Annotated in this window: 18 protein-coding genes; 9 read left to right on the forward strand and 9 right to left on the reverse strand. The window is 71.5% G+C overall.

Annotated elements, in window-relative coordinates:
• Nucleotides 1–20: 20 nt before the first annotated feature.
• The 4 genes from ACFW9O_RS28380 to eccB all read right to left on the reverse strand — a co-directional run bounded on the left by ACFW9O_RS28380 (nt 21) and on the right by eccB (nt 5,166).
• The gene (locus ACFW9O_RS28380; RefSeq protein ID WP_384613277.1) at nt 21–1,775 is read right to left on the reverse strand and encodes a hypothetical protein; all 1,755 of its coding nucleotides are present in this window, start codon (nt 1,773–1,775) and stop codon (nt 21–23) included.
• Nucleotides 1,772–2,212, reverse strand: a complete 441-nt coding sequence (locus tag ACFW9O_RS28385) for a hypothetical protein (RefSeq protein ID WP_351171176.1) — start codon at nt 2,210–2,212, stop codon at nt 1,772–1,774. The genes ACFW9O_RS28380 and ACFW9O_RS28385 overlap by 4 nt, the downstream gene beginning before the upstream one ends.
• Before the next feature lie 165 nt (nt 2,213–2,377).
• Nucleotides 2,378–3,625: a type VII secretion-associated serine protease mycosin gene (gene mycP / locus ACFW9O_RS28390; protein ID WP_384613278.1), complete on the reverse strand. Its 1,248-nt coding sequence runs from the start codon at nt 3,623–3,625 to the stop codon at nt 2,378–2,380.
• Between the two features lie 11 nt (nt 3,626–3,636).
• Nucleotides 3,637–5,166 (reverse strand): type VII secretion protein EccB, encoded by a 1,530-nt coding sequence (gene eccB / locus ACFW9O_RS28395; RefSeq protein ID WP_384613280.1) that lies wholly within the window; start codon nt 5,164–5,166, stop codon nt 3,637–3,639.
• A gap of 183 nt (nt 5,167–5,349) precedes the next feature.
• Between eccB and eccE the strand changes: the two genes are divergently transcribed.
• The 9 genes from eccE (at nt 5,350) to ACFW9O_RS28440 (ending at nt 17,214) form a co-directional block, all read left to right on the forward strand.
• The gene (gene eccE / locus ACFW9O_RS28400) at nt 5,350–6,690 is read left to right on the forward strand and encodes a type VII secretion protein EccE (RefSeq protein WP_384613282.1); all 1,341 of its coding nucleotides are present in this window, start codon (nt 5,350–5,352) and stop codon (nt 6,688–6,690) included.
• On the forward strand, nt 6,687–7,397 hold the full coding sequence (locus tag ACFW9O_RS28405) for a hypothetical protein (protein ID WP_351171164.1): 711 nt from the start codon (nt 6,687–6,689) through the stop codon (nt 7,395–7,397). The genes eccE and ACFW9O_RS28405 overlap by 4 nt, the downstream gene beginning before the upstream one ends.
• An 84-nt stretch (nt 7,398–7,481) precedes the next feature.
• Entirely contained in the window at nt 7,482–7,715 is a 234-nt protein-coding gene (locus ACFW9O_RS28410; RefSeq protein WP_351171161.1) for a DUF397 domain-containing protein, read from the forward strand.
• Between the two features lie 339 nt (nt 7,716–8,054).
• Nucleotides 8,055–11,069: an SCO5717 family growth-regulating ATPase gene (locus ACFW9O_RS28415; protein WP_384613284.1), complete on the forward strand. Its 3,015-nt coding sequence runs from the start codon at nt 8,055–8,057 to the stop codon at nt 11,067–11,069.
• 196 nt (nt 11,070–11,265) lie between these two features.
• Nucleotides 11,266–13,140 (forward strand): ABC transporter substrate-binding protein, encoded by a 1,875-nt coding sequence (locus tag ACFW9O_RS28420; protein WP_384613286.1) that lies wholly within the window; start codon nt 11,266–11,268, stop codon nt 13,138–13,140.
• Nucleotides 13,141–13,143: 3 nt separating this feature from the next.
• Nucleotides 13,144–14,235 (forward strand): ABC transporter permease, encoded by a 1,092-nt coding sequence (locus ACFW9O_RS28425; protein WP_351171152.1) that lies wholly within the window; start codon nt 13,144–13,146, stop codon nt 14,233–14,235.
• Nucleotides 14,232–15,152: an ABC transporter permease gene (locus ACFW9O_RS28430; protein WP_351171150.1), complete on the forward strand. Its 921-nt coding sequence runs from the start codon at nt 14,232–14,234 to the stop codon at nt 15,150–15,152. The genes ACFW9O_RS28425 and ACFW9O_RS28430 overlap by 4 nt, the downstream gene beginning before the upstream one ends.
• The gene (locus ACFW9O_RS28435; RefSeq protein WP_384613288.1) at nt 15,149–16,210 is read left to right on the forward strand and encodes an ABC transporter ATP-binding protein; all 1,062 of its coding nucleotides are present in this window, start codon (nt 15,149–15,151) and stop codon (nt 16,208–16,210) included. Before ACFW9O_RS28430 ends, ACFW9O_RS28435 begins: the two co-directional genes overlap by 4 nt.
• Entirely contained in the window at nt 16,207–17,214 is a 1,008-nt protein-coding gene (locus tag ACFW9O_RS28440; RefSeq protein ID WP_384613290.1) for an oligopeptide/dipeptide ABC transporter ATP-binding protein, read from the forward strand. Before ACFW9O_RS28435 ends, ACFW9O_RS28440 begins: the two co-directional genes overlap by 4 nt.
• Nucleotides 17,215–17,232: 18 nt before the next feature.
• On the opposite strand, the gene ACFW9O_RS28445 is transcribed toward ACFW9O_RS28440, so the two are convergent.
• The 5 genes from ACFW9O_RS28445 to rbfA all read right to left on the reverse strand — a co-directional run bounded on the left by ACFW9O_RS28445 (nt 17,233) and on the right by rbfA (nt 24,560).
• Entirely contained in the window at nt 17,233–18,339 is a 1,107-nt protein-coding gene (locus tag ACFW9O_RS28445) for an XdhC family protein (protein WP_384613292.1), read from the reverse strand.
• Between the two features lie 82 nt (nt 18,340–18,421).
• Nucleotides 18,422–19,375, reverse strand: coding sequence for a bifunctional riboflavin kinase/FAD synthetase (locus tag ACFW9O_RS28450; RefSeq protein WP_384613294.1), 954 nt, complete (start codon nt 19,373–19,375; stop codon nt 18,422–18,424).
• A 43-nt stretch (nt 19,376–19,418) separates the two neighbouring features.
• Nucleotides 19,419–22,988: a trypsin-like peptidase domain-containing protein gene (locus tag ACFW9O_RS28455; protein WP_384613296.1), complete on the reverse strand. Its 3,570-nt coding sequence runs from the start codon at nt 22,986–22,988 to the stop codon at nt 19,419–19,421.
• A gap of 208 nt (nt 22,989–23,196) precedes the next feature.
• Nucleotides 23,197–24,093 (reverse strand): tRNA pseudouridine(55) synthase TruB, encoded by an 897-nt coding sequence (gene truB, locus ACFW9O_RS28460; protein WP_329206841.1) that lies wholly within the window; start codon nt 24,091–24,093, stop codon nt 23,197–23,199.
• Entirely contained in the window at nt 24,090–24,560 is a 471-nt protein-coding gene (rbfA, locus tag ACFW9O_RS28465) for a 30S ribosome-binding factor RbfA (RefSeq protein WP_351171132.1), read from the reverse strand. Before rbfA ends, truB begins: the two co-directional genes overlap by 4 nt.
• Nucleotides 24,561–24,565 lie beyond the last annotated feature (5 nt).

The raw sequence follows: 24,565 nt of genomic DNA on the forward strand, positions 1-24,565 counted from the left end.
CTTCCGAACCTTCCCTGTACCTACTCGATCACCGGCGGTGCGACTCCACGCCGGCCGGCCTCCCACGTCTCTCTGTCTTCCGTCAGGTAGTCCGGGCGCGGAGTGCCACCGTCCTGGTCCTCGTCCTCGGAGTCCCTCCGACCCACCGGGCCACGCACAAGGCCCGCGCCGCCGGCCGTGAAGCCCTTCGAACCTGCACCAGATCCCACAGCGCCGCCGCGGGGTGTTCCCACAACTCCGTTGGTGCTGGGAGTGCCTCGCCCACCAGGGCGGGAGGCGCTGCTCGTTCCACCCGCTCCGACAACGCCCCGCTGGCCGGTGCTGCCGACCGGGCCGCTCGGTCGTGTCGCTCCCCCGGCTCCGATGACCGTGCCGCGCGGGACACCACGAGTGCCCCCAGAGGTTGCGCCGCCCGGAACCGCGCGCTGCGGGGTGCCGCCGACGATGCCGCTTGTTGCTCGGCCGGCACGCGGGCCGGTCGTTCCGGACGTACCTGCATGGCCTGCAGCAATGGGCCTGCCACCAGTGACACCGGACCGACCGGCAGTGGGGGACTGCGGCCCTCCACGTCCGGAGGCCGGACCCGCGCTCGTGGGAGCAGGACGCCCCACCGGGGGTCCGGTACGACCGTTCGCCGTAGAGCCACCGGCCGTGGGACCACTTGCTCTTGGCCCGCCGAACGCGGTCTGGCCGACTGTTTTGGGCGCGCCTGTTGCTGCCTGGGGCACCCGGGAGCTGTTGGTCACCGGGTTCACGAAGCTGGGCGCCATGGGCGGAGTCGGTGGCCCCCCCGCCGGGCCGACAGGACCCGTGGGAGCGGGAGTTGGAGAGGGGCCGGTAGTAGTCACGGGGGCCGGCAGTGTGGCCACACTGTCGATCTCCGTAGAGACGCTCTTGTCCGGGACAGGGGCCACCGCCACGGGTGCCTCAAAGCCATGGCTGCCTACGGCAGCTCCCTGGCTGCCGGTCGCCGCATGCTCTGCCACACCCTGAGAGCGTCCGTTGCCTGCAGACTCAGAGCCAGCCGATGCTCCTGACCCTGCATTCTCACGAATCCTGCCTGACGGCCTAGGCATCGCCACATCAAGCTGCTTGTCGAACCGCGGCGGCTCCTGTGCCGCCAGCGTCTCCTCCGAGACCGCGTAGTACGAAGCCAGCCGGTTCGCCTGGTTGATGGCCTCCTGGCGGTCCTTCTCGACCTTCAGTGCCGCCGCGTACTCCGGGTTGCCGTCGATCCGCTTCGGGGTCTCGATCTCGTCGGGAGACTTGCGGCTCAGGCGGGTGTCGCGGGGCGGGAGGGAGTTGCGTACCGAGGCGAGGCCCGTGCCCGCGACCGTGATCTGCGTGCCGGCCGTCTGCGCGAACTCGCCCAGCTTCGTGGCATGGGCCACCAGGCCGGTGCCCCAGTCGCGGAAGGCGGTTCCCGACTCGCCCTCCCAGTCGACGGCCTTGATGAAGTCGCCCAACTCCTTGGCCGCGTCGTTGATCGCGGTCCTTGCCTTCAGGAGTGCCTGACCGGCTTCCTCGAGGTGCTCCGGGTTGGAGTTCTCGATCAGGTCGATCATCGAGTTGAGCTCATGGCCCTCGAAAGAGGTTCGGCCCGAGGAGCCGGAGCCCCCGAAGCCGAACGCCTCCATCACGCCCTGCATCTGGCGGGTGACGTCCGTGACGATCAACTGTCCCTGGACGCGCTCCTGGTCCTGCTGCGTCTGTTCCGCTGGAGTCAGTTCCGGCTGTGCCTCGGAACCCGCTGCCGGCTTCTTCGGTTCGCTCATTCGGCTGCCCATCCCGCGTCGCTCTGCTTGTCAGCGTTCTGCTCAGGCTTGGCCGTCTTCTCGGCCTGTGCCCTCTCGCGCTCCGTGTCCAGGCGAGTCTGGATCTCGTAGAACCGCCGCCGCGTGTCGTCGTCCACGTTGTCGAAGCCGACGGCCGCCGCGTGCACGCCGAGGCTCAGGTACTCGATCTGGTCGCCCAGTGACTTCGAGAGCGTGACGAGCGACTCATGGACGCGGTTGTACTGGCTGTAGAGCCCATCCGCTTCCGCGAAGCATGCGTTCTGGCCACTCAAGGAGGTACGCGACACCGTCTGGGCCGCAACCTTCGACTTGCCGGCCGCCGAGCCTTCCAGGTCCGTCAGCAACGCGTTCACACGCTTCTGGAACTGCTCGAGGGCTCCTACCCCACGACGGAGATCCCCGTTGCCTTCGCTCACGTTGCTGCCCTTCCCCGTTTCCCCGTTTGCTCAGTCCGTTTCGCGTTGCTATCGCACCCGCGTGAACAGCACTGGCCCCACAACATCACTCTAGCCAATGGCACTGACAGGTCCAACTGTCTTGTGCCTCAGGTAACTTCCCTCACACAACCTGCCGCCCGGGCGTCACACGGCGCCCTGTCGGCCCTGCCTTCGCCGTCTGTCGCGCACGGCGACCGCCGCACCCGCGATGGCGGCGACCAGGACTCCCCCGCCCACGACGACGTAGGTCGCCAGCCGGGCGTTGCGTTCGTCGGCTGTCTCGCCCAGGTGGAGTGCGGCAGGGACGGGTGCCTCGCCCTTGCTCACGCCCTCGTGTGCCACCGGCTTCTCGATGGGCTTGTCGTCCTCGGTCAGGGCGCGCACCGGGTCGACGACGCCCCAGCCGACCAGACGGTCGTGGCCCGCGATCGAGCGTTCCGCCGTCTGCTCGATCTGGGCGACGATCTGTTCCTGTGTCCAGTCCTTGTGCTTGGCCCTGATCAGGGCGGCGACTCCCGCGACGTACGGGGCCGAGAAGCTGGTGCCGTTGTCGGCGCAGTGTCCCCCGCCGGGAACCGTCGAGATCATGTCGACGCCGGGGGCCGCGACGCCCACGAACTCGCCGGACTGGGAGAAGGCGGCCCGCTCGTTGTTGCGGTCCGACGCGGCCACGGCCAGGACACCGTCGTACGAGGCGGGGTAGGTCTCCTTGACATTGCCGCCCAGCCCGTCGTTGCCGGCGGAGGCGACGATCACGATCTCCTTGGCGAGGGCCGCGTTCACGGCCTGCTCGAGGAGGGCGGTGGGCTTCACCGCGTTGGCGGTGTCCTGGGAGATGTTGATGACGTCCGCGTCCGCCTGGTCGGCGGCGTAACGGATGGCGGCAGCCAGGGTTTCGGCGGTCCCGTGGCCCTCGGCGTCGTTCTGCTGGATCGGGATGATCGTCGCGTCCGGGGCCAGCCCGGTGAATCCCGTGCCCTTCGCCTCGCGTGCGGCGATGATGCCGGCAACCTTGGTGCCGTGGCCGACCACGTCGGTGGTGCCGTTCTCCTTGCCGCGCTCGAGCTTGTTGCCGCTCTCGTCCTTGAGGTTCTTGTCCAGGAGGTTGCGGCCGCTCCCGATGTCCACGGCCTTCGTGAGCTGGGCGTTCTTGACGTCGACGCCGGTGTCGATGACCGCCACCCGTACGCCCTTGCCGGTGGACTGCTCCCACAGTTCGTCCATCAGCACCCGTTGCAGGGCCCAGGGTCGGCCCGCGTACTTCTTCGCGGGGAAGGTGCACTGGGTGGAGTCGTCCGCGGCCGCGGGCAGTGCCGGCAGTGTGACGAGGAGTACGGAAGTGGCGGCCGCGGCTGTCAGCAGACGCCGGCGGCGGGAGGGGTGCGTGGTCACGTGGTCGCTCCTCACGAACCCTGCGGCTGGCGGGCGGCACCGGTCGACAACCGGGGGCCCGTCGGCAGGAAGGTGGACCAGGCGGCGGGAACGGGTGCGGGATCGACGTCCTTGTACCCGAGCCGGTTCTGCGCCTGCTGTGCCTCCTGCTGCCTCTGCTTCTCCTCCTTCGTACCGGACTCGCCGATGCCGGAGTCGTCCTGCACGCTGTCGCCGTTGGACTGCATGGCATAGCGCAGACCGGTGTCGGTCACCAGGAAGAGCGGGCCGGAGTCGGGGCTGGAGCCCTTGAACTGCCGGAAGAGCAGGCCGGATCCGGGGGTGACGTAGGCGCTGCTGGACCCGGAGGGGAGCGTGGCGGGAAAGCCCGTGCCCGCCCAGGTGCTGAGCGTGCTGGCACCGTCCTTGTCCGAGACGCCGCGCAGGACGTTGCACACGGTGTTACGGCTTCCGCTCTCCGTGCTTGCGGAGTTGACGGGTGTCGGCTCGCTCGTGGGCCAGTCCAGCTCCTGCCCGAACGCCGCTCCGGGCTCGAACGCGCCGGCGCTGACGTGCTTCGCCTTGCCGTCCTGTCCGAGGTTGACCAGGGCGCGGCTGCTGAGCAGGAGCTTGGCGACGAAGTCGGACACCGGGGCGACCCTGCCCCGCAGGACCACGTACTGCTGGGTCCTCGTGCCGGATGTCGCCGCGAGGACCATGCCCACCTTGTTGTCCCCGGGCTGCAGCTTGCCCGGAACACCCGCGTCGGAGCCGGGAGTTCCCTCGATGGCCGGGAAGGTGACCTCGTCCCCCTTGTGCAGCGTCTCCAGCCAGTCGGCGGACACCCGCTGGGGTTCGCGGCCCTGGCCGACCAGGGTGCGGAGCAGCAGCTCGTCCTTCTCCACCGCGTATGCCGTGCCCGTGGCGTCGGCGATGTAGCGGGTCCTGTCCGGTCCGGGGCCTTCGACGTACATCAGCTCGCCGCCCTGCAGCTTGCCCGCGCCGTCGGTCTTCTTCTGCTCGCGCTCCGCGAAGAGGAACGCCGCCTTCTGGATGGCCCTGCCACCCTCACCGGGCCTCTCGCAGACCGCCCAGCGCTTCATGGAGCCGGCTTCGGACTTGTCGGGCAACCGGTCCGGTGCGTACGGGATGCCGAGGGTCGCCCCGTGCGGGATCTTGCCGCTGTCGAGGACCGACTCGTCGACGTTGATGACGGTGCCCTTGTCCGGGGCGAGGAGGAGCTTGGCGCTGGACATGTTCAGCACCGGGTGGAGCTGCGTCTTGCCGTCGGTCTTCAACACCACATAGCGCGTCGTGGACTTGCTGGCGATGATGACGTTCTCGTAAGGGGTGTCCCACTTCTGGGGGGCCACGGGCTTGAACATCCCCCAGGCTCCGAACACCGCCAGGACGACCGCGCCGACGATCACTCCGGGTACCACCGCGCGAAGTGGGCGAGGTGCGCCCTCCTCCGAGCCTGACGGGTGGGGCTGCAGGAACTGTGCGACCAACCTCCGCTTCGCGAAGGTGTAGGCATTGAGTTCGTCCCGCCGTGATGCCATGTGCGCGCTGCCCCTTCTCCCCAGTGGGCGACCAGGTTCCCACACCGGTCGTGGACCGCTGCCGCCGACCGGGACCCCTACTATGCCTGTTGGTACTTGGCCATCACTGCTCAGGTAGGGTGATCGCCCGATCAACGCCCGTGAAAAAAACGGTGAATACGGACACGAGGGGGCAACGCGGCGATGGGTGCAGCGACGGGGGAGCGCACGAGGCGGTCTGCCCAACGAACGCCCGGCCCTTCCCGGCGGCAACGGAGCAACGGGTCGGACGGCACAGCCCCCCATCAGTCGGCGGACGCACCCGCGGCGACCACTCTCCACTCGATCTCCAGGACCAGCCGGGTCGGGCCCGCGCTGCGGCAGATGGTGCTCGTCGAGGCCGCCCTGGCAGTCGGCGTCGTGGGTGCCGCGCTCGGTGGCGCGTGGCTGATCCCCGCCGGCGTGATCGCCTGTCTGCTGGTCCTTCTCGCGGTGGTACGCCGCCGGGGCCGGGCCGTGCAGGACTGGCTGTCGACCGTGTCGTCCCTCCGCCGTCGCAGGCGGACCGCCACGGCGCCCCCCGCCGAGACGGAGCCGCAACTGGCTCCGGTCGCGGAGAACGTGCCGGGCTTCGCTCCGTACATCTATGTGGACGGCGCACGCCGCACGGTGGGCATGGTCGGGGACGGCACCTTCCTGACCGCGGTCGTACGGGTCGAGGCGAGCGGTGAATCGCTCCGCCAGGCGCTGGGTGCGCGCTCGATTCCGTTGTCCCTCCTGGGCGACGCGCTCTCGGTGGACGACATCGTGCTGGAGTCCGCGCAGCTCGTGCAGCAGGTACGCCCCGCTCCGGCGCCGCACCTGCCGGAGCGGTCGGTGGCCCGGCTCTCGTACGGCCCCCTCCAGGACCGGACCGGGGCGCCCGCACTGCGGATGACCTGGGTGGCCGTGAAGCTGGATCCGGAGCTGTGCCGGGAGGCCGTGGAGGCACGCGGTGGCGGAATCGGAGGGGCGCAGCGCTGCCTGGTGCGGGCCGCGGACCACGTGGCGAGCCGTATCACCGGCGCCGGGTTCAAGGCCTCGGTACTGGACCAGGAGGAGCTGAACTCCGCCGTGGCGACGTCCGCTTGTGCCAGCCCCATCCTGTCGGCGCGTGCGGGCAGGCCGGACGCCCCCTCGCAGCGGCGGACGGCGGAGACACCACGGGTCTGGCGCTGCGACGACCGCTGGCACACCACCTACGCCGTGGACCGGTGGCCCGAACTGGGCCGGGGAGCCACTCCGCTGCCGCGGCTGGTCTCGCTGCTGACCTCGGTTCCGGCGTATGCGACGACGTTCAGCCTGACGGTGCGTCGCGGTACGCACCAGGGCCATGTGTCCGTACGCGGCCACGTACGGATCACCGGCGGCTCCGACACCGAACTGGTCGGCGTCCGAAGGACATTGGAGCAGGCCGCACGGCATGCGGGGGTCGGCCTCGTCCGGCTGGACCGTGAACAGCTGCCGGGTGTCCTGGCCACGCTCCCGCTGGGAGGCGCGCAGTGACGAAGCACATCGCTCCGAGGAGAGGGCTGCTGGGGCCCCGTCATGCCGGCCACACCCTGGCGGCGGACCACCTGGGCGCACTGTCGCTGCCGGTGGGCGACGACGGGGTGATCATCGGCGACGACGCCGAGGGGCGCCCGCAGATGATCGGGTTCCATCGTCCGGCACCGTACGACGTCCTGCTGATCGGCGGTCTGTGGACCGCTCAGGTGCTGGCACTCCGGGCGGCCGGTACCGGTGCGCGGGTGGCGGTCGAGACGGGGCGTACCCAGGCGTGGACCACGCTGGCGCAGGCCGCGGGTGCCGGTCTCGAGTGCATCTCCCTGCATGACGTGGGCCAGGTCCCGCCGACCGGAGCGACCGTGGGCAGCCCGGTGCTTGTCGTGCGCGACTGCGGCATGCGCCCGCCCCGTGGCCGTGTGGTGTCCTCGCCGTGGCAGTCGGTGCTGACGCTGCTGCCCTATCTGAGCCCTGTGGCACCCCGGTTGCTGCGTGCGTCGACGCTCGTGGGCATCCAGCGGGTCTCGCCGGCCGAGGCGGAGCAGATCGGCAGGATTCTGGGGCTCGCACGCACCGAGAGCGAGGCCCTGCCCACCCTGGCGGACGGTGTCACGCTCTGGGTGGCGGGCCGCGAACGCCACTGGGTGATGACCAGCGCGACGGACGTGGAGAGCGGACTGCTGGGCACCGCTCGCAGGATGGACTGATTCCTGTCTCGTTTGCACCCCCCGGTCGCCGCTTTTCAGGATCATGGCGAGGGAACGACACCGTTCGACCGAAGGGACGTGCACATGGGCACCCAGCAGGAAAAGGACGAGCTCTACGCTCTCGATATCTCGGATGTGGAGTGGCTGAGCGCACCCGGCACCGAGAACGTCGAGGAACGGGTCGAGATCGCGTACCTCCCGGAGGGTGCGGTCGCGATGCGCTCCTCGCTGGATCCGGAGACCGTGCTGCGGTACACGGAAGCCGAGTGGCGCGCTTTCGTACTGGGCGCACGCGACGGTGAGTTCGACCTCACGTAGGCGATGGTGCGGGTGGGGGGCGGCTGTCCGGACCGGACCGCCACCCTCTCGCCAGGTCGCTCCATGTCCTGTTGTGTGAAGAATCGACGGCTTCTTCCTTCGCTTTCCGCCGTACTTGTTTCACTTGATGGCGGGGCGTGACCTACCGGACAGTTCTTCCCGTGCGGTACGGCCTGCCGTAGTGCGCCCGATGGCGATTAGGGTGGGTGGGGGCGTGACAGAGGAACCTGGGTACAGGCACTGCGCGTCGCAAGGGGGAGAGCCGGGCGGATCGGACAACGGGAACGGTCGCCCCCACCCACCACGGCACAAGGGTGCTCGACCACACCAGGAGGCAAAGTGAACGGCGATCGGGACGAGATCCGCGGGGGATGGAACACACCCGTCGACGAGTCGTCCGACGCGGAGCCCGCCGAGATGACGGGTGAGTTCACCATCGACTACACCCCGCCCGCCTGGTACACCCAGAACGCGGCGGGTGACTCGTCCGGCGGGGCGGGGTCTCACCTGGCGCCGCCTCCCCCGCCTCAGGGGGCTCCGGTGTCGGTGCCCGGACTGCCGGCCGGCGGCGGGTTCGAGCCCAACTGGTCGCCGGGCCCGCCCGCGCCCGCAGAACCCACGCCGTCCACGGCGCCCGCACCGTCCTCTCCGCCTTCCGAGCCCGGTCCGGTGGCTTCCGCCTCCGCTTCGGGGGGCCCCGAGGGTACGGACGCCGCGAGCGGTGCCCCGGATCCGTTCGGGGGCGGCGATCTGGAGAGCGGTTCGACGATGCGGTTCTCCGCCGCCTCACTGAAGCGGGAGATCGCGGAGCGCGAGGCGGCGGCCGAAGCCTCGGCTTCCGCCACCTCGCACGCCGCCGAATCCGGCGCCCCGGCGGAGCCCGTGGCTCCCGCCGCCTCGGCGGAGCCGGCGGACGAGTCCGGGGGCGACTCCGGGCACAGCACCGCGGAAGCGTCCGACCCGGTGAGCGGCACAGGCGCGGGGGACTCCGAGGAGTCCGGTGAGCCGGGCGCCGACGTGTCCGCCCCGGCTTCCGGCGCCTCGTCGGGCCCGGACATGGACCCTGCCCCCGTCGCGGACTCCGCGCCCGCCGCCGACGACGTACCGACGACGGATCCCGCACAGGCCGAGGGGCCTGCGGACGCTGTTACGGACGCGGTGCCCGAGGACGTTCGGTCCTCGGCCGCCGAACCCCAGGACGCCCCGCCGGCGAACATGCCGGCCCCCTGGTCCCCCGCGCCCCCGCAGGGCGCCCTCCCGCCACTGCCGCCCGCCTTCCAGCCCGCCGCACCGCAGCCCGGCATGCCCCAGCCGGGGTCGCAGTGGCCCGCGCAGGCGTCCGCGCCCACGCCCACACCCACACCCACCAACGAGGCGCCCGGCGGGTACGGATTCCCGCAGGCGCCGGCGCCCCAGCAGCCTGCTCAACCGGTTCAGTCCCTGCAGCCGGTCCAGCCCAACGCCCCCGCACCGCAGGGTGGTTACGGGTTCCCGCAACCGCCTCAGCAGCAGTACCCGGGACAGGGTGCGCCCCAACTGCCCCCGGGCCAGGGTGAGGCCCACGCAGCCCAGGGCGGCTATGGGTTCCCGCCCGCAGCCCAGGGCGGCTACGGGTTCCCGCCCCAGGCGCCCCAGGCCCCTCACGCGCCCCAGCCGCAGCCGTTCCCGGCGCAGGGCGCCCCCCTCCCGCCACAGATCCCGCAGCACCCGCAGATCCCCCAGCAGCCGGTCCAGGGCACGCCGAATCTTCCGGCCCAGGTGACCCCGCAGCCGCCCGAGCCCTACCAGCAACAGCCGCAGGCGTACCAGCCCCAGCAGCCCGGCCCTCAGGCCCCGCCCGTCGACCCGCGCGCCGGAGCGGCCTGGCCCACACCGGTCACCCACGACCAGCGCGAGCGCTCCGTGCCCGGCGCCCCGCTCGGCTACACGGCCGCCGTGGAGCTCTCCTCCGACCGGCTGGTCCGGGGCAAGCAGAAGGCCAAGAGCAGTCGTAACCCCTCCAGCGCCGCCCGCTTCAAGCTGGGCGGAAAGAAGGAGGAGCTCGAGCGTCAGCGCAAGCTGGACCTGATCCGCACACCGGTGCTCTCCTGCTACCGGATCGCGGTCATCAGCCTCAAGGGCGGTGTCGGCAAGACCACGACGACCACCGCGCTCGGCTCGACCCTGGCCACCGAGCGGCAGGACAAGATCCTCGCCATCGACGCCAACCCGGATGCCGGTACGCTCGGCCGACGGGTACGCCGCGAGACCGGGGCCACCATCCGTGACCTGGTCCAGGCGATCCCGTACCTCAACTCGTACATGGACATCCGCCGCTTCACCTCGCAGGCGCCCTCCGGTCTGGAGATCATCGCCAACGACGTGGACCCGGCGGTCTCCACCGCCTTCAACGACGAGGACTACCGCCGGGCGATCGAGGTGCTCGGCAAGCAGTACCCGATCATCCTCACCGACTCGGGCACCGGCCTCCTCTACAGCGCGATGCGCGGCGTGCTGGACCTCGCCGATCAGCTGATCATCATTTCGACGCCGTCCGTCGACGGTGCGTCCAGCGCGTCCACCACGCTGGACTGGCTCTCGGCGCACGGATACGCGGACCTGGTGCAGCGATCCCTCACCGTCATCTCCGGAGTCCGCGAGACCGGGAAGATGATCAAGGTCGATGACATCGTGCAGCACTTCGAGACGCGCTGCCGCGGTGTCGTGGTCGTGCCCTTCGACGAGCACCTGTCGGCGGGCGCCGAGGTCGACCTCGACATGATGCGTCCGAAGACCCGCGAGGCGTACTTCCACCTCTCCGCGCTCGTCGCGGAGGACTTCCAGCGGGCCCAGCAGCAGCAGGGGCTGTGGACGTCGGACGGCAGCAACCCGCCGCCGCAGTACGCCCCGCCGATGCCCGGTCACCAGACGCCCGGTCAGCAGGCGCCGGGACAGCAGCAGTACGCACCCCAGCAGCCCCAGCAGCCGTACCCCGGACAGCCGTATCCCGGCCAGTCCGCGCAGCCGTACCCCGGGCAGTCCGCACAGCCGTACCCCGCGCAGCCCCAGCCCGGCCAGTCCCAGCAGCCATACCCCCAGCAGCCGTACGGCGGCCAGCAGCCTCCGCACCAGCAGGGCGCGGCACCCCAGCAGCCGTACCCGCCGCACCCCGGCCCGGGCGGGCAGCAGAACGCCTGGCAGCAGCCGCTGCCCTCCCAGGCTCAGCCGGGGGTCAACCCCTCCGGTCCGCCTCCGGCGCCCGCGCACGCCGATGGCCAGGCAAGTCAGCCCGGCCAGCCCGAACTGCAAGGTCCCGTTCCGCCGGCCGGCTGGCAGCAGTACCCGCCGCAGCCGCCGCCAGCGCCTCAACAGTGAGGCAGTAGAGGTCTAAACCAATGAGGGCTCGCACCGTTCCCACGGTGCGGGCCCTTCTTGCATTCCCGCAGCCCACACGCGGTTTGACCCACCGTTGACGGACTCGACCGCCGCTGATAAACCTTCGCTTCACCAGCTGGCGAACCAGAGATCTGCCCGCCTTCACCGTGCGAGTCATGACGCGAGGTCCACGTCCATGGTCACAAGATTCCCACCACGCTCCCCCCGCCCAGGCGGCCGCCTGCGTATCCTTCTCGCCTCCGGGGCCGCCGCCTTCGCGCTGGCCGCCGGATCGGTCGTCCCCGGTAACCCGATCGGCCCCGCCCCGCAGGAGGCCCAGGCCGCCGACGGCAAGTCGACCCTCACGGTCGCGGTCGCACAGAGCGTCGACTCCCTGAGCCCGTTCCTTGCCCAGCGGCTGCTCTCCACGAGCATCCACCGGCTTATGTACGACTACCTCACCAACTACGACGCCAAGGACAGCCACACGATCCCCGCGCTCGCCACCAAGTGGGAGGCCTCGGCGGACAAGCTGACGTGGACGTACACCATCCGGGACGACTCGAAGTGGTCGGACGGCAAGAAGGCGACCGCCGAGGACGCGGCTTGGACCTTCAACAAGATGATGACCGACGAGGGTGCCGCCACCTCGAACGGCAGCTTCGTCGGTAACTTCAAGACGGTGACCGCACCGAGTCCGGACAAGCTGGTCATAGAGCTGAAGCAGCCTCAGGCCACGATGACGGCGCTGGATGTGCCCATCGTTCCCAAGCACGTCTGGGAGAAGGTCGGCGACTTCTCGAAGTTCAACAACGACACGAAGTTCCCGATCGTCGGCAACGGGCCGTTCATCCTGACGGACTACAAGGTCGACAGCTATGTGAAGCTGAAGGCCAACAAGGACTTCTGGCGCGGCGCGCCCAAGTTCGACGAGCTCGTCTTCCGGTACTACAAGGACCAGGACGCAGCAGTCGCCGCCCTCCGAAAGGGTGAAGTTTCCTTCGTCGCCGGCAGCCCGAGTCTGACGCCCGCGCAGGCCGCGTCGCTGAAGACCGCCGAGAACATCAAGGTGAACGACGCCCCCGGCCGTCGCTTCTACGCACTGGCCACCAACCCCGGCGCGCAGACCAAGGACGGCAAGAAGTTCGGCGACGGGCATCCGGCGCTGCTGGACCAGAAGGTCCGTCAGGCGCTCTTCATGGCCGTCGACCGCACGACCATCATCGACAAGGTCTTCCAGGGCCACGCCATAGAGGGTGAGGGCTACATCCCGCCCCGCTACGGCTCGTACTTCTGGAAGCCGACGGCCGAGCAGAAGCTCGCCTACGACCCGGCGAAGGCCGGTGCCCTCCTCGACCAGGCGGGTTACAAGAAGAACAGCGCGGGCAAGCGGGCCGGCAAGGACGGCAAGCCGCTCGACTTCCGCATCCTGTGCCACGCCACGGACCCGAACGACAAGGCGATCGGCAAGTACCTCCAGGAGTGGTGGGGCGACCTCGGGGTCGGCCTGAAGGTCGACTGCCGCGACAACGTCTCCGACCCCTGGTACGCGGGCGAGTACGACCTCGCCTTCGACGGCTGGTCCGTCAACCCGGACCCCGACTTCGTGATGTCGATCCACACCTGCGCCGCGCTCCCGTCCAAGGCGAAGGAGTCGGCGGCGACCGACAACTTCATCTGCGACAAGCAGTACGACGCGCTCTACGCGAAGCAGCTCGCGGAGTACGACCCCGCCAAACGGGCTGACCTCGTCAAGCAGATGGAGTCGCGGCTGTACGACACGGGGTACATGAACGTCATGGCGTACCCGAATGCTGTCGAGGCCTACCGCACCGACCAGATCAAGTCCATCACGACGATGCCCTCCGATGCGGGGAACATCTTCGGCCAGGACGGTTACTGGAGCTGGTGGTCGGCGGTCCCGGCCGCCGGTGCGTCGGGCGATTCGTCCGGCGACAGCGGCAGCTCCACCGGAGTCCTCATCGGTGTCGGAATCGCTGTAGTCGTCCTCGCCGGTGGCGGGCTGCTGTTCGCCATGCGTCGTCGTTCCACCGCGGAAGACCGTGAATAGTCCATGAGCACAGAAAGCACTCCCGCGCTCCTGAAGGGCGCGGCGGGCGTGGACGCTGTGCAGACCGACGGCCCGGCTCCGGCCGGGCCGTCGGCCCGCAGTCCGCGTGCCCGCAGCACGACCGCCTATCTCCGTTATGCGGCGGGCAAGCTGGCCGGTGCGGCCGTTTCGCTGTTCGCCGTGCTCGTCACCAGCTTCTTTCTCTTCCGGATGATCCCCGGCGACCCGGTCAAGCAGATGACGGGTGGCCGGCAGGTCTCCACCGAGCAGATCGCCGCGATGCGCCGGGAGTTCGGGCTGGACCTGCCGCTCTGGCAGCAGTTCACCGAATACTGCGGCAAGGCCCTGACCGGGGACTTCGGCACGTCCTACCAGTTCCGCGCGCCCGTCATGGACAAGATCTCCGAGGCGCTGCCCGCGACGCTGCTGCTCACCGGCACCGCCTTCGTGATCTACACGGCGATCGGCATCTGGCTGGGTGCCAGGTCCGCCTGGCGCAACGGCTCGGCCGGGGACCGCTTCCACACGGCCTTCGCCCTGACGCTGTACTCGGTGCCGTCGTTCTGGCTCGGCCTGCTCCTGATCGTCACCCTGTCGGTGGGCATCGGCCCGATCCCGGGCCTCTTCCCGACGGGCGGCATGGAATCGGGCAATTCGAGCGGCTTCGGCTACGTCCTCGACGTGGCCCACCACCTGGTGCTGCCGGTCGTCACCCTCGTCGCCGTCGAGTACGCGCGCACCCTGCTGGTGATGCGCTCCTCGCTGCTCGACGAGATGGGCAGCGACTACCTGACGACGGCACGGGCGAAGGGGCTGCGCGACGATCTCGTACGCCGCCGTCATGCCGTGCCGAACGCGATGCTGCCGACCGTGACCCTGCTCTTCGTCAACCTGGGCAACACCGTGGCGGGAGCGATCCTGGTGGAGACGGTGTTCTCCTGGCCCGGCCTCGGCGGACTCTTCTACCAGGCGCTGAGCGTGCCCGACCTGCCACTGGTGCAGGCGCTGTTCTTCGTCTTCGCCGCCGCGGTGATCCTGATGAACACGCTCGCCGATGTGATCTATCCGCTCCTCGATCCCCGGGTGGGCCGATGACGACCACGACCGACGCGGTGAAGACCATCAGCCCGCGCGCCCTCACCTGGACCCGCAGGCGTGTCGCCACCGCCCGCTTCTGGCGCGAGTACCGCAGCCACCGGGCCGGCCTCGCCGGCCTCGCCGTGCTCGCGCTGATCGCCCTGATCGCGGTGTTCGCCCCGCTGCTGGTCGGAGCGGACTCGCAGAGCGTCACCCATGCGCCGGGCGGTCCTCTGGAGTCGCCGAGCGCCGAATTCCCGCTCGGCACCGACCAGTTCGGCCGCAGTCTGCTGGCCCTGCTCGTATGGGGGACGCGGGTCTCGCTGACCGTCGGCCTGCTCGCGGCGTTCCTCTCGGTGGCCATCGGGACCCTGGTGGGCATCACGGCCGGTCACTTCAAGGGCTGGTACGGGAACGTCGTCATGCGGATCACCGACTGGTTCCTGGTGATGCCGACCCTGGTGCTGGCCATCGCGCTGGCCACGGTGCTGTCACGGTCGGTCTGGACGACGATCCTCGCCATCGGCGTGACGACCTGGCCGACGACCGCGCGGCTGGTCCGTGCGCAGACGCTGTCCGTGGAGTCCCGTCCCTACATCGAGCGCTCCAAGGCGCTCGGCGGGGGCCACGGCCACATCATGTCCCGTCATGTCCTGCCCAACGTGATGCCGCTGGTGCTCGCACAGACCACGCTGGTGATCTCCACGGCCATCCTCACCGAGGCGACCCTCGCCTTCCTCGGGCTCGGCGATCCGACGATCGTCTCCTGGGGCGGGCTGCTCCAGGACGCCCGTGAGGCCGGAGCGGTCAGCTCCGGCAACTGGTGGTACCTCGCTCCGCCCGGACTCGCCATCGCGGTCGTCGCCCTCGCGTTCACGCTGTGCGGCCGCACGATCGAGACCGTGCTCAACCCCAAGCTGGGGGTGACCCGTTGACCGCTGTGAAGACAGAGACCGTTACGGAGCCGGAGACCCGGCAGCCGTTGCTCGACGTCAGGAACCTGCACATCACCTACGGCACGGGGGACTCGGCCGTCCCCGCCGTACGCGGCGTCGACCTGCGGGTCGAGGCGGGCCAGAAGCTCGGCATCGCCGGGGAGTCCGGCTGCGGGAAGTCGACGCTGGCGCTCGCCCTGCTGCGTCTGCTGCCCGCGTCCGCGACCCTGAGCGGTGAGATCCTGCTGGACGGCGAGGACATCCTCACCATGAAGTGGGGCCGGCTGCGCGCCGTGCGCTGGGCGGGGGCGTCGATCGTCTTCCAGGGCGCGATGCACTCGCTGAACGCCGTGCACCGGATCGGGGACCAGATCGCCGAGCCGATCCTGCTGCACAGGAAGGCCACCCCGGCCGCCGCGCACAAGCGGGCCGGCGAGCTGCTGGAGCAGGTGGGGCTGCCCGCCGCACGGGCGGACGCCTACCCCCACGAGCTGTCCGGCGGGCAGCGCCAGCGCGTCATGATCGCCATGGCGCTGGCCTGCGACCCGCGGCTGATCATCGCCGACGAGCCGACCACCGCGCTCGACGTGATGATCCAGGCACAGATCCTGCGGCTGATCGAGCAGCTCGTCGCCGACCAGGACCTCGGCCTCATCATGATCAGCCATGACCTGGCGGTGCTCTCCGACACCTGCGACCGCCTGTCGGTGATGTACGCGGGCCGGATCGTCGAGGAGGGTCCCGCCAAGCAGGTGTACGAGAACGCCAGGCACCCCTACGGCAACGCGCTGTCGGCCGCCTTCCCGCGGATCGGCGACCTCTCCTCCCGGCACGCGCCGCGCGGTCTGCCGGGCGACCCGCCGGACCCTTCGGCGCTGCCGTCCGGGTGCACGTTCCACCCGCGCTGTCCGGTGGCGCTGGACTCCTGCGCCACCGAGGACCAGGAGCTGCGGGACGCCGGGCAGGACCGGCGTGCGGCCTGTGTGCTGGTGGAGCCGGGTGCGGTCGCGGCACCCGGTCCGCAGGACGGCGCCGACAAGGCAAGGAGCACGTCATGACCACCACTCCCCCGGCTCCGCTGCTCAGTGCGGAGGCTCTGAAGGTCACCTTCCCGGGCCGGCGCGGGGCGGCAACGGCACGCGCCGTCGACGGGGTCGACCTCGACATCCGGCCCGGCGAGATCGTCGCCCTGGTCGGCGAGTCGGGCTGCGGCAAGACGACGCTGGCCCGCTCGCTGCTCGGCCTGGTACCGCCCACCTCCGGCCGGGTCACGTTCGGAGGCAAGCCGCTGGACTACGCGGGCCGCGCCCTCAAGGCGTACCGCAAGCGTGTGCAGCTGGTGCTGCAGGATCCCAGCGGCTCCCTCAATCCGCGCCACACGGTGTACGACGCCGTGGCGGAGGGCCTGCGCATCCACGGGTACGCCGGTGACGAGCAGGCGGCCGTGGCAGGGGCGCTGGCGCGGGCAGGGCTGCGGCCCCCCGAGAGGTTCTTCCTGCGGTACCCGCACGAGCTGTCCGGCGGCCAGCGCCAGCGCGTCGTGATCGCGGGCGCGCTGGTGCTGGAGCCGGAACTCATCGTCGCGGACGAGCCCGTGGCCTCGCTGGACGCGTCCGTGCGCGGCGAGATTCTGGCGCTGCTGCTGCGGCTGCGCGACGAGCTGGGCCTGTCGGCACTGGTCGTCACGCACGATCTGGGTCTGGCGTGGAACATCGCCGACCGGGTGGCGGTGATGTATCTGGGCCGGATCGTCGAGACGGGCGACGTGGAGCAGATCCTCACGGCACCCCGGCACCCGTACACCCAGGCGCTGCTGTCGGTGCTGCCGGAGGCGGACGGCGATCCGGTGATTCTGACCGGGGAGCCGCCGGACCCGTCGAAGGTGCCCTCGGGCTGCCGGTTCCATGCCCGCTGCCAGGTCCTCGCCTCGGGTGAGGCGGAGCGGGCGGGGGTCGCGGACGCGTGCCGTACGAAGGACCTGCCGGTGCTGGAGGGTGGCGGCCGGACGCAGGTGGCGTGCCACTGGGCGGCGGCGACCGCGGCGAGCCCCGCCGGCGTGTGACGGCATCAGCGGATGGGGTCAGGGCCGGTGGTGGTGGATCGTCCCGGTCAGCTCGCCCAGCGGGCGCCCCGTTCCGCCCCAGCGGTGCTGGATGATCTCGGCGGCGATGGAGACGGCCGTCTCCTCCGGCGTACGGGCTCCGAGGTCCAGGCCGACGGGGGAGGCGAGGCGGGCCAGTCCCGCCTCGTCCACCCCGGCCTCGCGCAGCCGGGCGACCCGGTCCTGGTGAGTGCGCCTGCTGCCCATCACGCCGATGTACGCGGCAGGCGTGCGCAGCGCCGCGGCCAGCAGGGGCACGTCGAACTTCGGGTCGTGCGTCAGCACGCAGACGACCGTGCGCGCGTCCACCTCGGTCGACTCCAGATAGGTGTGCGGCCAGGCGCAGACGACCTCGTCGGCCGTGGGGAAGCGTTCCCGGGTGGCGAAGGCCGGGCGGGCGTCGCACACCGTCACCCGGTAGCCGAGGAAGGAACCGATCCTCGCCGTGGCGGCCGCGTGGTCGATGGCCCCGAAGACGAGCATGCGGGGTGCGGGCGCGTACGTCTGGACGAAGACGGTCACGTCCTCCATGCGGCGCTCGCCGTGCGCGCCGTAGCGGTGGGTTCCCGTGGCTCCCTGGGCGAGCAGGCCGCGCGCGTCGTCGGTGACGGCCGCGTCGAGCCCTTCGCTGCCGAGCGAGCCCGAGACACGGTCGGCCAGGACCACCCGGCGGGCACCGGTGGGCGCCGCTCCGGACACCACGGTGGCGACCGCGACCCGTTCCCCGGCGGCGACGGTGTCGACGAGCTCGCGCAGCCGGTCCCTGTCGTCCGCCGTGAGATAGGGCTGTACCAGGACGTCGATCGTGCCGCCGCAGGTCAGTCCGACGCCGAAGGCCTCGTCGTCGCTGATGCCGTACGTCCGCAGGAGGGGGCCGCCGGTGGCGAGTGTCTCGGTGGCCACCTCGTACACATCGCTCTCGACACACCCGCCGGAGACGCTGCCCACCACTCTTCCGTCGGCGGTCACCGCCATCGCCGCGCCGGCGGCGCGCGGCGCACTGCCCCGTACCGCCACGACCGTGGCCAGGGCGAAGGGCACACCGGAGTCGTGCCAGTCACGCAGTTCCGACAGCAGTTCACGCACGGTGCGGACGTCCTCCCGGCTCGACGGGTCCTACCCCGACGATGCCTCGGTGGGACGGCGCGCGCACCGCAGGAGGCGGTTGTCAGGCCCGCTCGTAGGCGGCGATCAGCTCGCTGGAGCGCTTCACGTCGGCGGCCATCGCCACGAGCAGGTCGTCGATGGAGTCGAACTTCAGCATGCCGCGTACGTACGCGAGGAAGTCCACCGCCACGTGCAGCCCGTACAGGTCGAGGCCCACCCTGTCGATCGCGTACGCCTCGACGGTCCGCTCCGTGCCGTTGAACTGCGGGTTCGTGCCGACGGAGATCGCGGCGGGCATGGCCTCGCCGTTCACCGTCAGCCAGCCCGCGTAGACGCCGTCGGCGGGGATCGCGGTGTGCGGCAGGGTCTCCACGTTCGCCGTCGGGAAGCCGAGCTCGCGGCCGCGCTGCGCGCCGCGCACGACGATGCCCTCGACACGGTGCGGGCGGCCGAGGATCTCGGCGGCCCCCGCCACGTCGCCCTCGGCGATCAGCCGGCGGGTCAGGGTGGAGGAGAACGGCTCGCCGCCGCCCGCCTCACCGCTCACGAAGAGGTCGATGACCTCGACGCTGTAGTCGTACGTGGCACCGAGCTCGGTGAGCAGCGCGACGTTGCCGGCTGCCCGGTGTCCGAAGCGGAAGTTCGGGCCTTCGATGACGAGTTGCGCGTGCAGCTTGTCGACGAGCACCTTCACGATGAACTCGGCGGGCGCCAGCTTCGAGAATTCGGTGGTGAACGGCAGGATCAGCACCGCGTCCACCCCCAGGTCCGCCATCAGTTCGGCACGCCGGTCGTGCGGGGCGAGCAGCGGCGGGTGGCTGCCGGGGCGTACGACCTCGCTGGGGTGCGGGTCGAAGGTGACGACGACGGACGGAACGCCGAGCGCGCGCGCCTGCTCCACGGCCCGGCCGATGATCAGCTGGTGTCCGCGGTGCACCCCGTCGTAGGAACCGATGGTGACGACGCTGCGTCCCCAGCCCTCGGGGATGTCCTCCAAGCCACGCCAGCGCTGCACTGTGACTGCTCCTCGCCCGAACCTGTGTACGTGTGTATGTCCATTACGCAGGTCTAAGACTGCCATGCTCACGTCCCACGGCCTGCATCGGCATCGGCATCCCGGGCTGTGATCTCTCCAGGCCCTCCACCGTCCGCCGGGCGCTGGGCCCCACGACGGCGGCCCACTCCTGGGGGGCGTCGGCCAGCCACCGGGTGACGAGCCCGGCGAATCCGGGCACCTCGCGGGCGAGCTCGACCAGTCCGCGGTCGAAGCGGGCGGCCCCCTCGGGCGTCCGCACCAGAAGCATCCCGGTGCGGTGCACCAGCGCCCTCGTACGGGCCTCGGGGCGTCTGCCGGAACCCGCTGCCGCGGCCCGCAGCAGGGCCTCGAGCACCGCGGCGTCCCTCCCGGTGTCCTGCTCGAAGTCCAGCAGCACTTCCAGCAGCTCGGACCGCAGGGGCCGGGACCCGGGGCTGCCCGGTGCGGCGAGCACCCGGGCCAACGCGGCGCGTACCGGGGCGGGTGCGGGGCGGTCCCGCAGCAGGCCGGTCACCAGGGGCAGCAGCAGCGCGCGGGCGGCCGGGCTGTGCTCAAGCCTGCGCTCCACGTACGCGGCGGCCTGTGCCCCGCGCCCCGGGTGGTTGTCGATGTACTGCCGTACGAGGCCGGGGGCGTGCAGGGCGAGGGCGGGTGTGTCCAGGCCTGCCAGCGCTCCCAGGACCTCGTCGGCCGCGTCCCCGGGCACCGCGAGGCGCGCACGCAGCGCGGCGAGCACCGGCTCCGGATGCTCGGGGAACACCTCGGCCAGCAGGGCCACGGGCAGCCGGGGGTCCCCGGCGGCGAAGACCCGCAGGGCCTGCGGCAGATAGCGGATCCGGGTCTGCGGATCCCTGACGAGCAGGGTGAGCGCGGGAGCGTGCAGGGCCGTGTCGCCCGCGCGGGAGAGCAGGGCGAGCGCGGCACCGCGCAGCAGGGTCCGGTCGGCGTCCGAGGTGGCCAGGGCCGCCGTCAGCGTGGCGTGGACGGCTGCGGCCGCCCGGCGCGCGGGCCGCTCCTCGTCGCGCGCCCAGCGGTCGACGGCCCTGCAGAGCGCGGACGGCTCGTCCTCGGCGAGGGCCGTGAGCAGTTCGGCGGCGCGCGGGTGGGCCGTGTCCACCAGTGATTCGGTCAGGTCGTCGACGGCGAGGTCGCGGCGGGCGTACAGCAGGGCCTGCGCGGCCGCGGCCACGGTGAGCCGGACCGGCCCGCCCGCCTCGGCGGGCAGCGGGCTCTCGTCGGTGAACCAGCGGCAGAGCAGCGCCTGAACCGTCCGCGGGTTCGCGGTGAGCCGCCGGGCCACGGCGTCCAGATACCGCTCGTCCCCGTCGGCGCGCGGGGCACCGTCGGCCGGCAGGAGGCGGCGGAGCAGGTCGATCCGGTCCCCGTCCGGCAGCCGGAGCCTTCGCCAGAACGACGGCCCGAATTCGGCGTAGGGACCGAATCCCGGGGACCGCCGGACGATCCGTCCGGTCAGTACGCGCAGTACCCCGAGGTACGGCCGGGCGTCGGGCACCCTGAGCAGGCTCTCCCCGAGCAGGTGCGCCGCCCACCACACGGCGTCGGCATGCCGGGCGGACGCGCCGCCGCCGGGCTCGGCACCGGCTGTCAGGCGGTCCGTCGCCTCGATCAGATCGGCCATCCGGTGCGCCAGCGCCGCGCTCCCCTGGCGGCGCCCCAGCAGGAGCATCGCCTGGATCACCGGGCCGATGCGATGGCGCGGTACGGGGAGGTTGCGGGGTTCGGCCGCCCCGGACGGCTCAGGGGGCGCGGAGCACTGTGCGTCCGCCCGGGAGGGTGCGGGCACCTCTCCGGTGTGCCAGCGGTGGACCAGGGAGCGCAGTGCGGCGTCCAGGTCCAGGTGGGCACCCTGCACCCAGTCGCCCAGCTCCTCGTGGGCGAAGCGGTAGCCCGCGCCCGCCGGTACGAGGAGACCCTCGGTGAGGACGGCCGAGGCCCACCCCGTGCGCCACGGGAAGATCTCCTCGAACGCCGCCCGGTCCAGCTCCCCCTGCCCCGGCCCGAGGCAGCGCCGGGCCGCTTCGTGGACCTGTCCCGCCACCTTCGCGGCCAGCCTGCGGACCGCGGTGCCCCGGAGCCGTGGTTCGGCCTCCGCCCCGATGCGGACGGCGATCCTGACGCAGGCGAGGTCCAGCCAGGCCGCGAAGACCTCTTCGGTGCCCGGCCTGCCCGGTACGTCGGGCGGCAGCGCGCCCCGTACCTCGGCGAGCAGCCGCAGGGTCAGCGGGTGCCGGTCGTGCCCCGGTGCGATCGCGTCCGGCGGGATGTCGTACCGCTCCCTGGCCCGCTCCGCCTGATCCGCGGTCAGGTCGCCCAGCCGCACGGCGGGCGGCAGCCGGCGGGCGGGCCGCTGCGGGCCGTGCAGGACGTCCGGCGGGTACAGCGCGCCCGCGGTCTCCCAGTGCTCGGGGCGGCACGCGACGACCATCCGCGCCCCGTGGCCGCGCAGCCAGTCCACCGTGCCGCGCGTCCACTCGGCGAGCCGGTGGGCCAGCAGCGGCGGCATCTCCTCGGGACCGTCCACGACGACGAGCAGCGGATTTCCGGACGCCCCGGCGAGGCGGGCCACCCGCTCGGGAGTGGCCGTCGTCATGTCGCCCCGTGCCCCGGCCGCTGAGACGATCCGTCCGGAACGCCGCAGCGCCCGGGTGATCGCGTCCGCGACCGAGGTGTCCTCGGCCAGCAGATCGGCGCCGCGCAGCCAGATGGTCAGGGCGGGAACCTGGCCGCGGGAACGGCGGGCGGCCAGGGCCGCCAGCTCCGTGGTCCGCCCCGTGCCGGGTGCCCCGACGACTCCGAGTACCGGTCCCGTACCGGACTCGAAGGCGGTGAACTCGTCGGTGATGTGCGGGCGTTCGACGGCCTCCGTCCCGCCCGGACGTCCCGCGGAGCCCAGCGAGGTCGCGGTCAGCTGCAGGGCTCCCGCCAGGTTGAGGTCGCACCCGTATCCGGGTACTCCACTCGCGTTGCGCCGCAGCAGTTCCTCCAGCGGTCCGCCGTGGCCGTGGTCCGGGCCGGGGAGGAGCACCGCGAGGCCCGCCGCCTCGTGCTCCGCCCGCAGCGCGGTGGAGAGCACTCCCAGGACGGCGCCGGTGTCCGGGTCGGTGACGGGCCCGCCCACGGCGGCACCGCCCGACCGCAGCGCGTCGCGCCCGTCCGTGCCGAGGGCCAGCTCCATCGCGGCGACCGGCCGGTGGCTGCGTCCGCCCTCGGCGTACGTCGCCGGGGTCGTGCCGAGTACGCGTGCCTCCCGCCAGCCGTGGGCGGCGATCCGCACGTAGGTGCCCGTCCCCACGCGGTCGCGCGCGGCGATGGGGAGCGGTTCGACACCGAGGACTTCGGGTCCGCCGGTGTGCAGCAGCGCGAGGCCGAGGGCGGGCAGAGCGGTGATGTCGCCGGTTCCCGCGGGGCAGGTCCGGCCGTCCGCCCCGTGCAGCACCAGGGGTTCGCCGGAGGCGACGGCCTGATGGCCGGTGACGACCGTGCCGCGGTCGTCCGCGACGAATCCGGTCCCCCGCGGCCGGCCGGCCGGATCGCAGATTCTTACCAGTTTCGACCGGTCCCCGCTGCCCATGGTCCGACGGTAGATCTCGGGTGATCGGGACGCGAAGCGCAGGGGGTGAAAGCGCCCCCCTCACTCCCCTCAGTCACTCCGAGCGCCCGTCCATTGGGGTGAATGCACGGGTTCGGCTGGACAGGGATGGTCCCTGGAGGGGGATCGTGGAGCGGGCACCGGGGGGTCTGCCCGCTCCACGATGGGACCGACCGGTCCTCACGCCCCGTCAGGCGAAGACGGCGAGGCTCTTGGCCTTGCCCTTCTGCTCCTCGACGAGCACCAGGAACGTCCCGTCGGGCCCGAAGACCCCGACCGGGCCCGGCGGATACGCGGGCATGTCGACCCGCACGCCGTTGAGCAGCAGCCTGGCCCGCTTCTCGTCCACGTCCCAGCGGGGGAACGCGGAAGCGGCCGCCTCGGCGACCGGCATGACGACCAGTTCCTCCTGGTGCTGGTCGAGCGTCCTGGCCGCGTCGATCCCATACGGGCCGACGCGGGTGCGCCGCAGCGCCGTCAGGTGCCCGCCGACGCCGAGTCCGGCACCGAGGTCACGCGCCAGGGCCCGGATGTACGTGCCCGAGGAGCAGACGACCGAGACGACCAGGTCGACGACGGGTGTCCCGTCCTCGGCCACCGCCTCGCGCACGTCGTAGACGCGGAAGGACGAGATGGTCACCGGGCGGGCCGGGATCTCGAACTCCTCGCCACCGCGCACCCGTGCGTACGAGCGCTTGCCGTCGATCTTGATGGCGCTGACCTTGGACGGCACCTGCATGATCGCGCCGCTCAGTGCGGCGACACCGGCGTCGATGCCCTCACGGGTCACGCCCGAGGCGTCGGTGGACGAGGTGATCTCGCCCTCCGCGTCATCGGTGACGGTGTCCTGGCCGAGCCGGATCGTACCGAGGTACTCCTTCTCGGTCAGTGCGAGATGGCCGAGGAGCTTGGTGGCCTTCTCGACGCCGAGTACGAGGACGCCGGTCGCCATCGGGTCCAGGGTGCCGGCATGGCCGACCCGCCGGGTCCGGGCGATGCCGCGCATCTTGGCCACGACGTCGTGCGAAGTGAAGCCGGACGGCTTGTCGACGATGACAAGGCCGTCCGGCGTTTTGTTCTGCGTCATGCGGAAGGTGAGCCCTCGCCGTTCTCGCCGGACTCGTCGTCCTCGTCCTCCGGCTTGCGGTACGGGTCCGCCTCGCCGGCGTACGTGGCGCCGGAGGATGCCTCACGGACCTTGGCGTCCGAGGCCCGTGCCCGGTCGAGCAGGTCCTCGATCGCCTTGGCGTTGTCCGGAAGGGCGTCGGCGACGAAGGCAAGGGTCGGGGTGAACTTCGTCCCCGCCGCCGCGCCGACCGCCGAGCGCAGGATTCCCTTGGCGCTCTCCAGCCCGGCCGCCGCGGACGCCCGCTCCTCGTCGTCGCCGTAGACCGTGTAGAAGACCGTGGCCTCCCGCAGGTCGCCGGTGACCCGGGTGTCCGTGATGGTCACGTGCGTGCCCAGACGCGGGTCCTTGATACCGCGCTGCAGTTTCTCGGCGACCACCACCTGGATGAGGTCCGCCAGTTTCTTTGCCCGCGCGTTGTCGGCCACTGGTC

It is taken from the genome of Streptomyces sp. NPDC059499 (genome assembly GCF_042749285.1).
Taxonomy (GTDB): domain Bacteria; phylum Actinomycetota; class Actinomycetes; order Streptomycetales; family Streptomycetaceae; genus Streptomyces.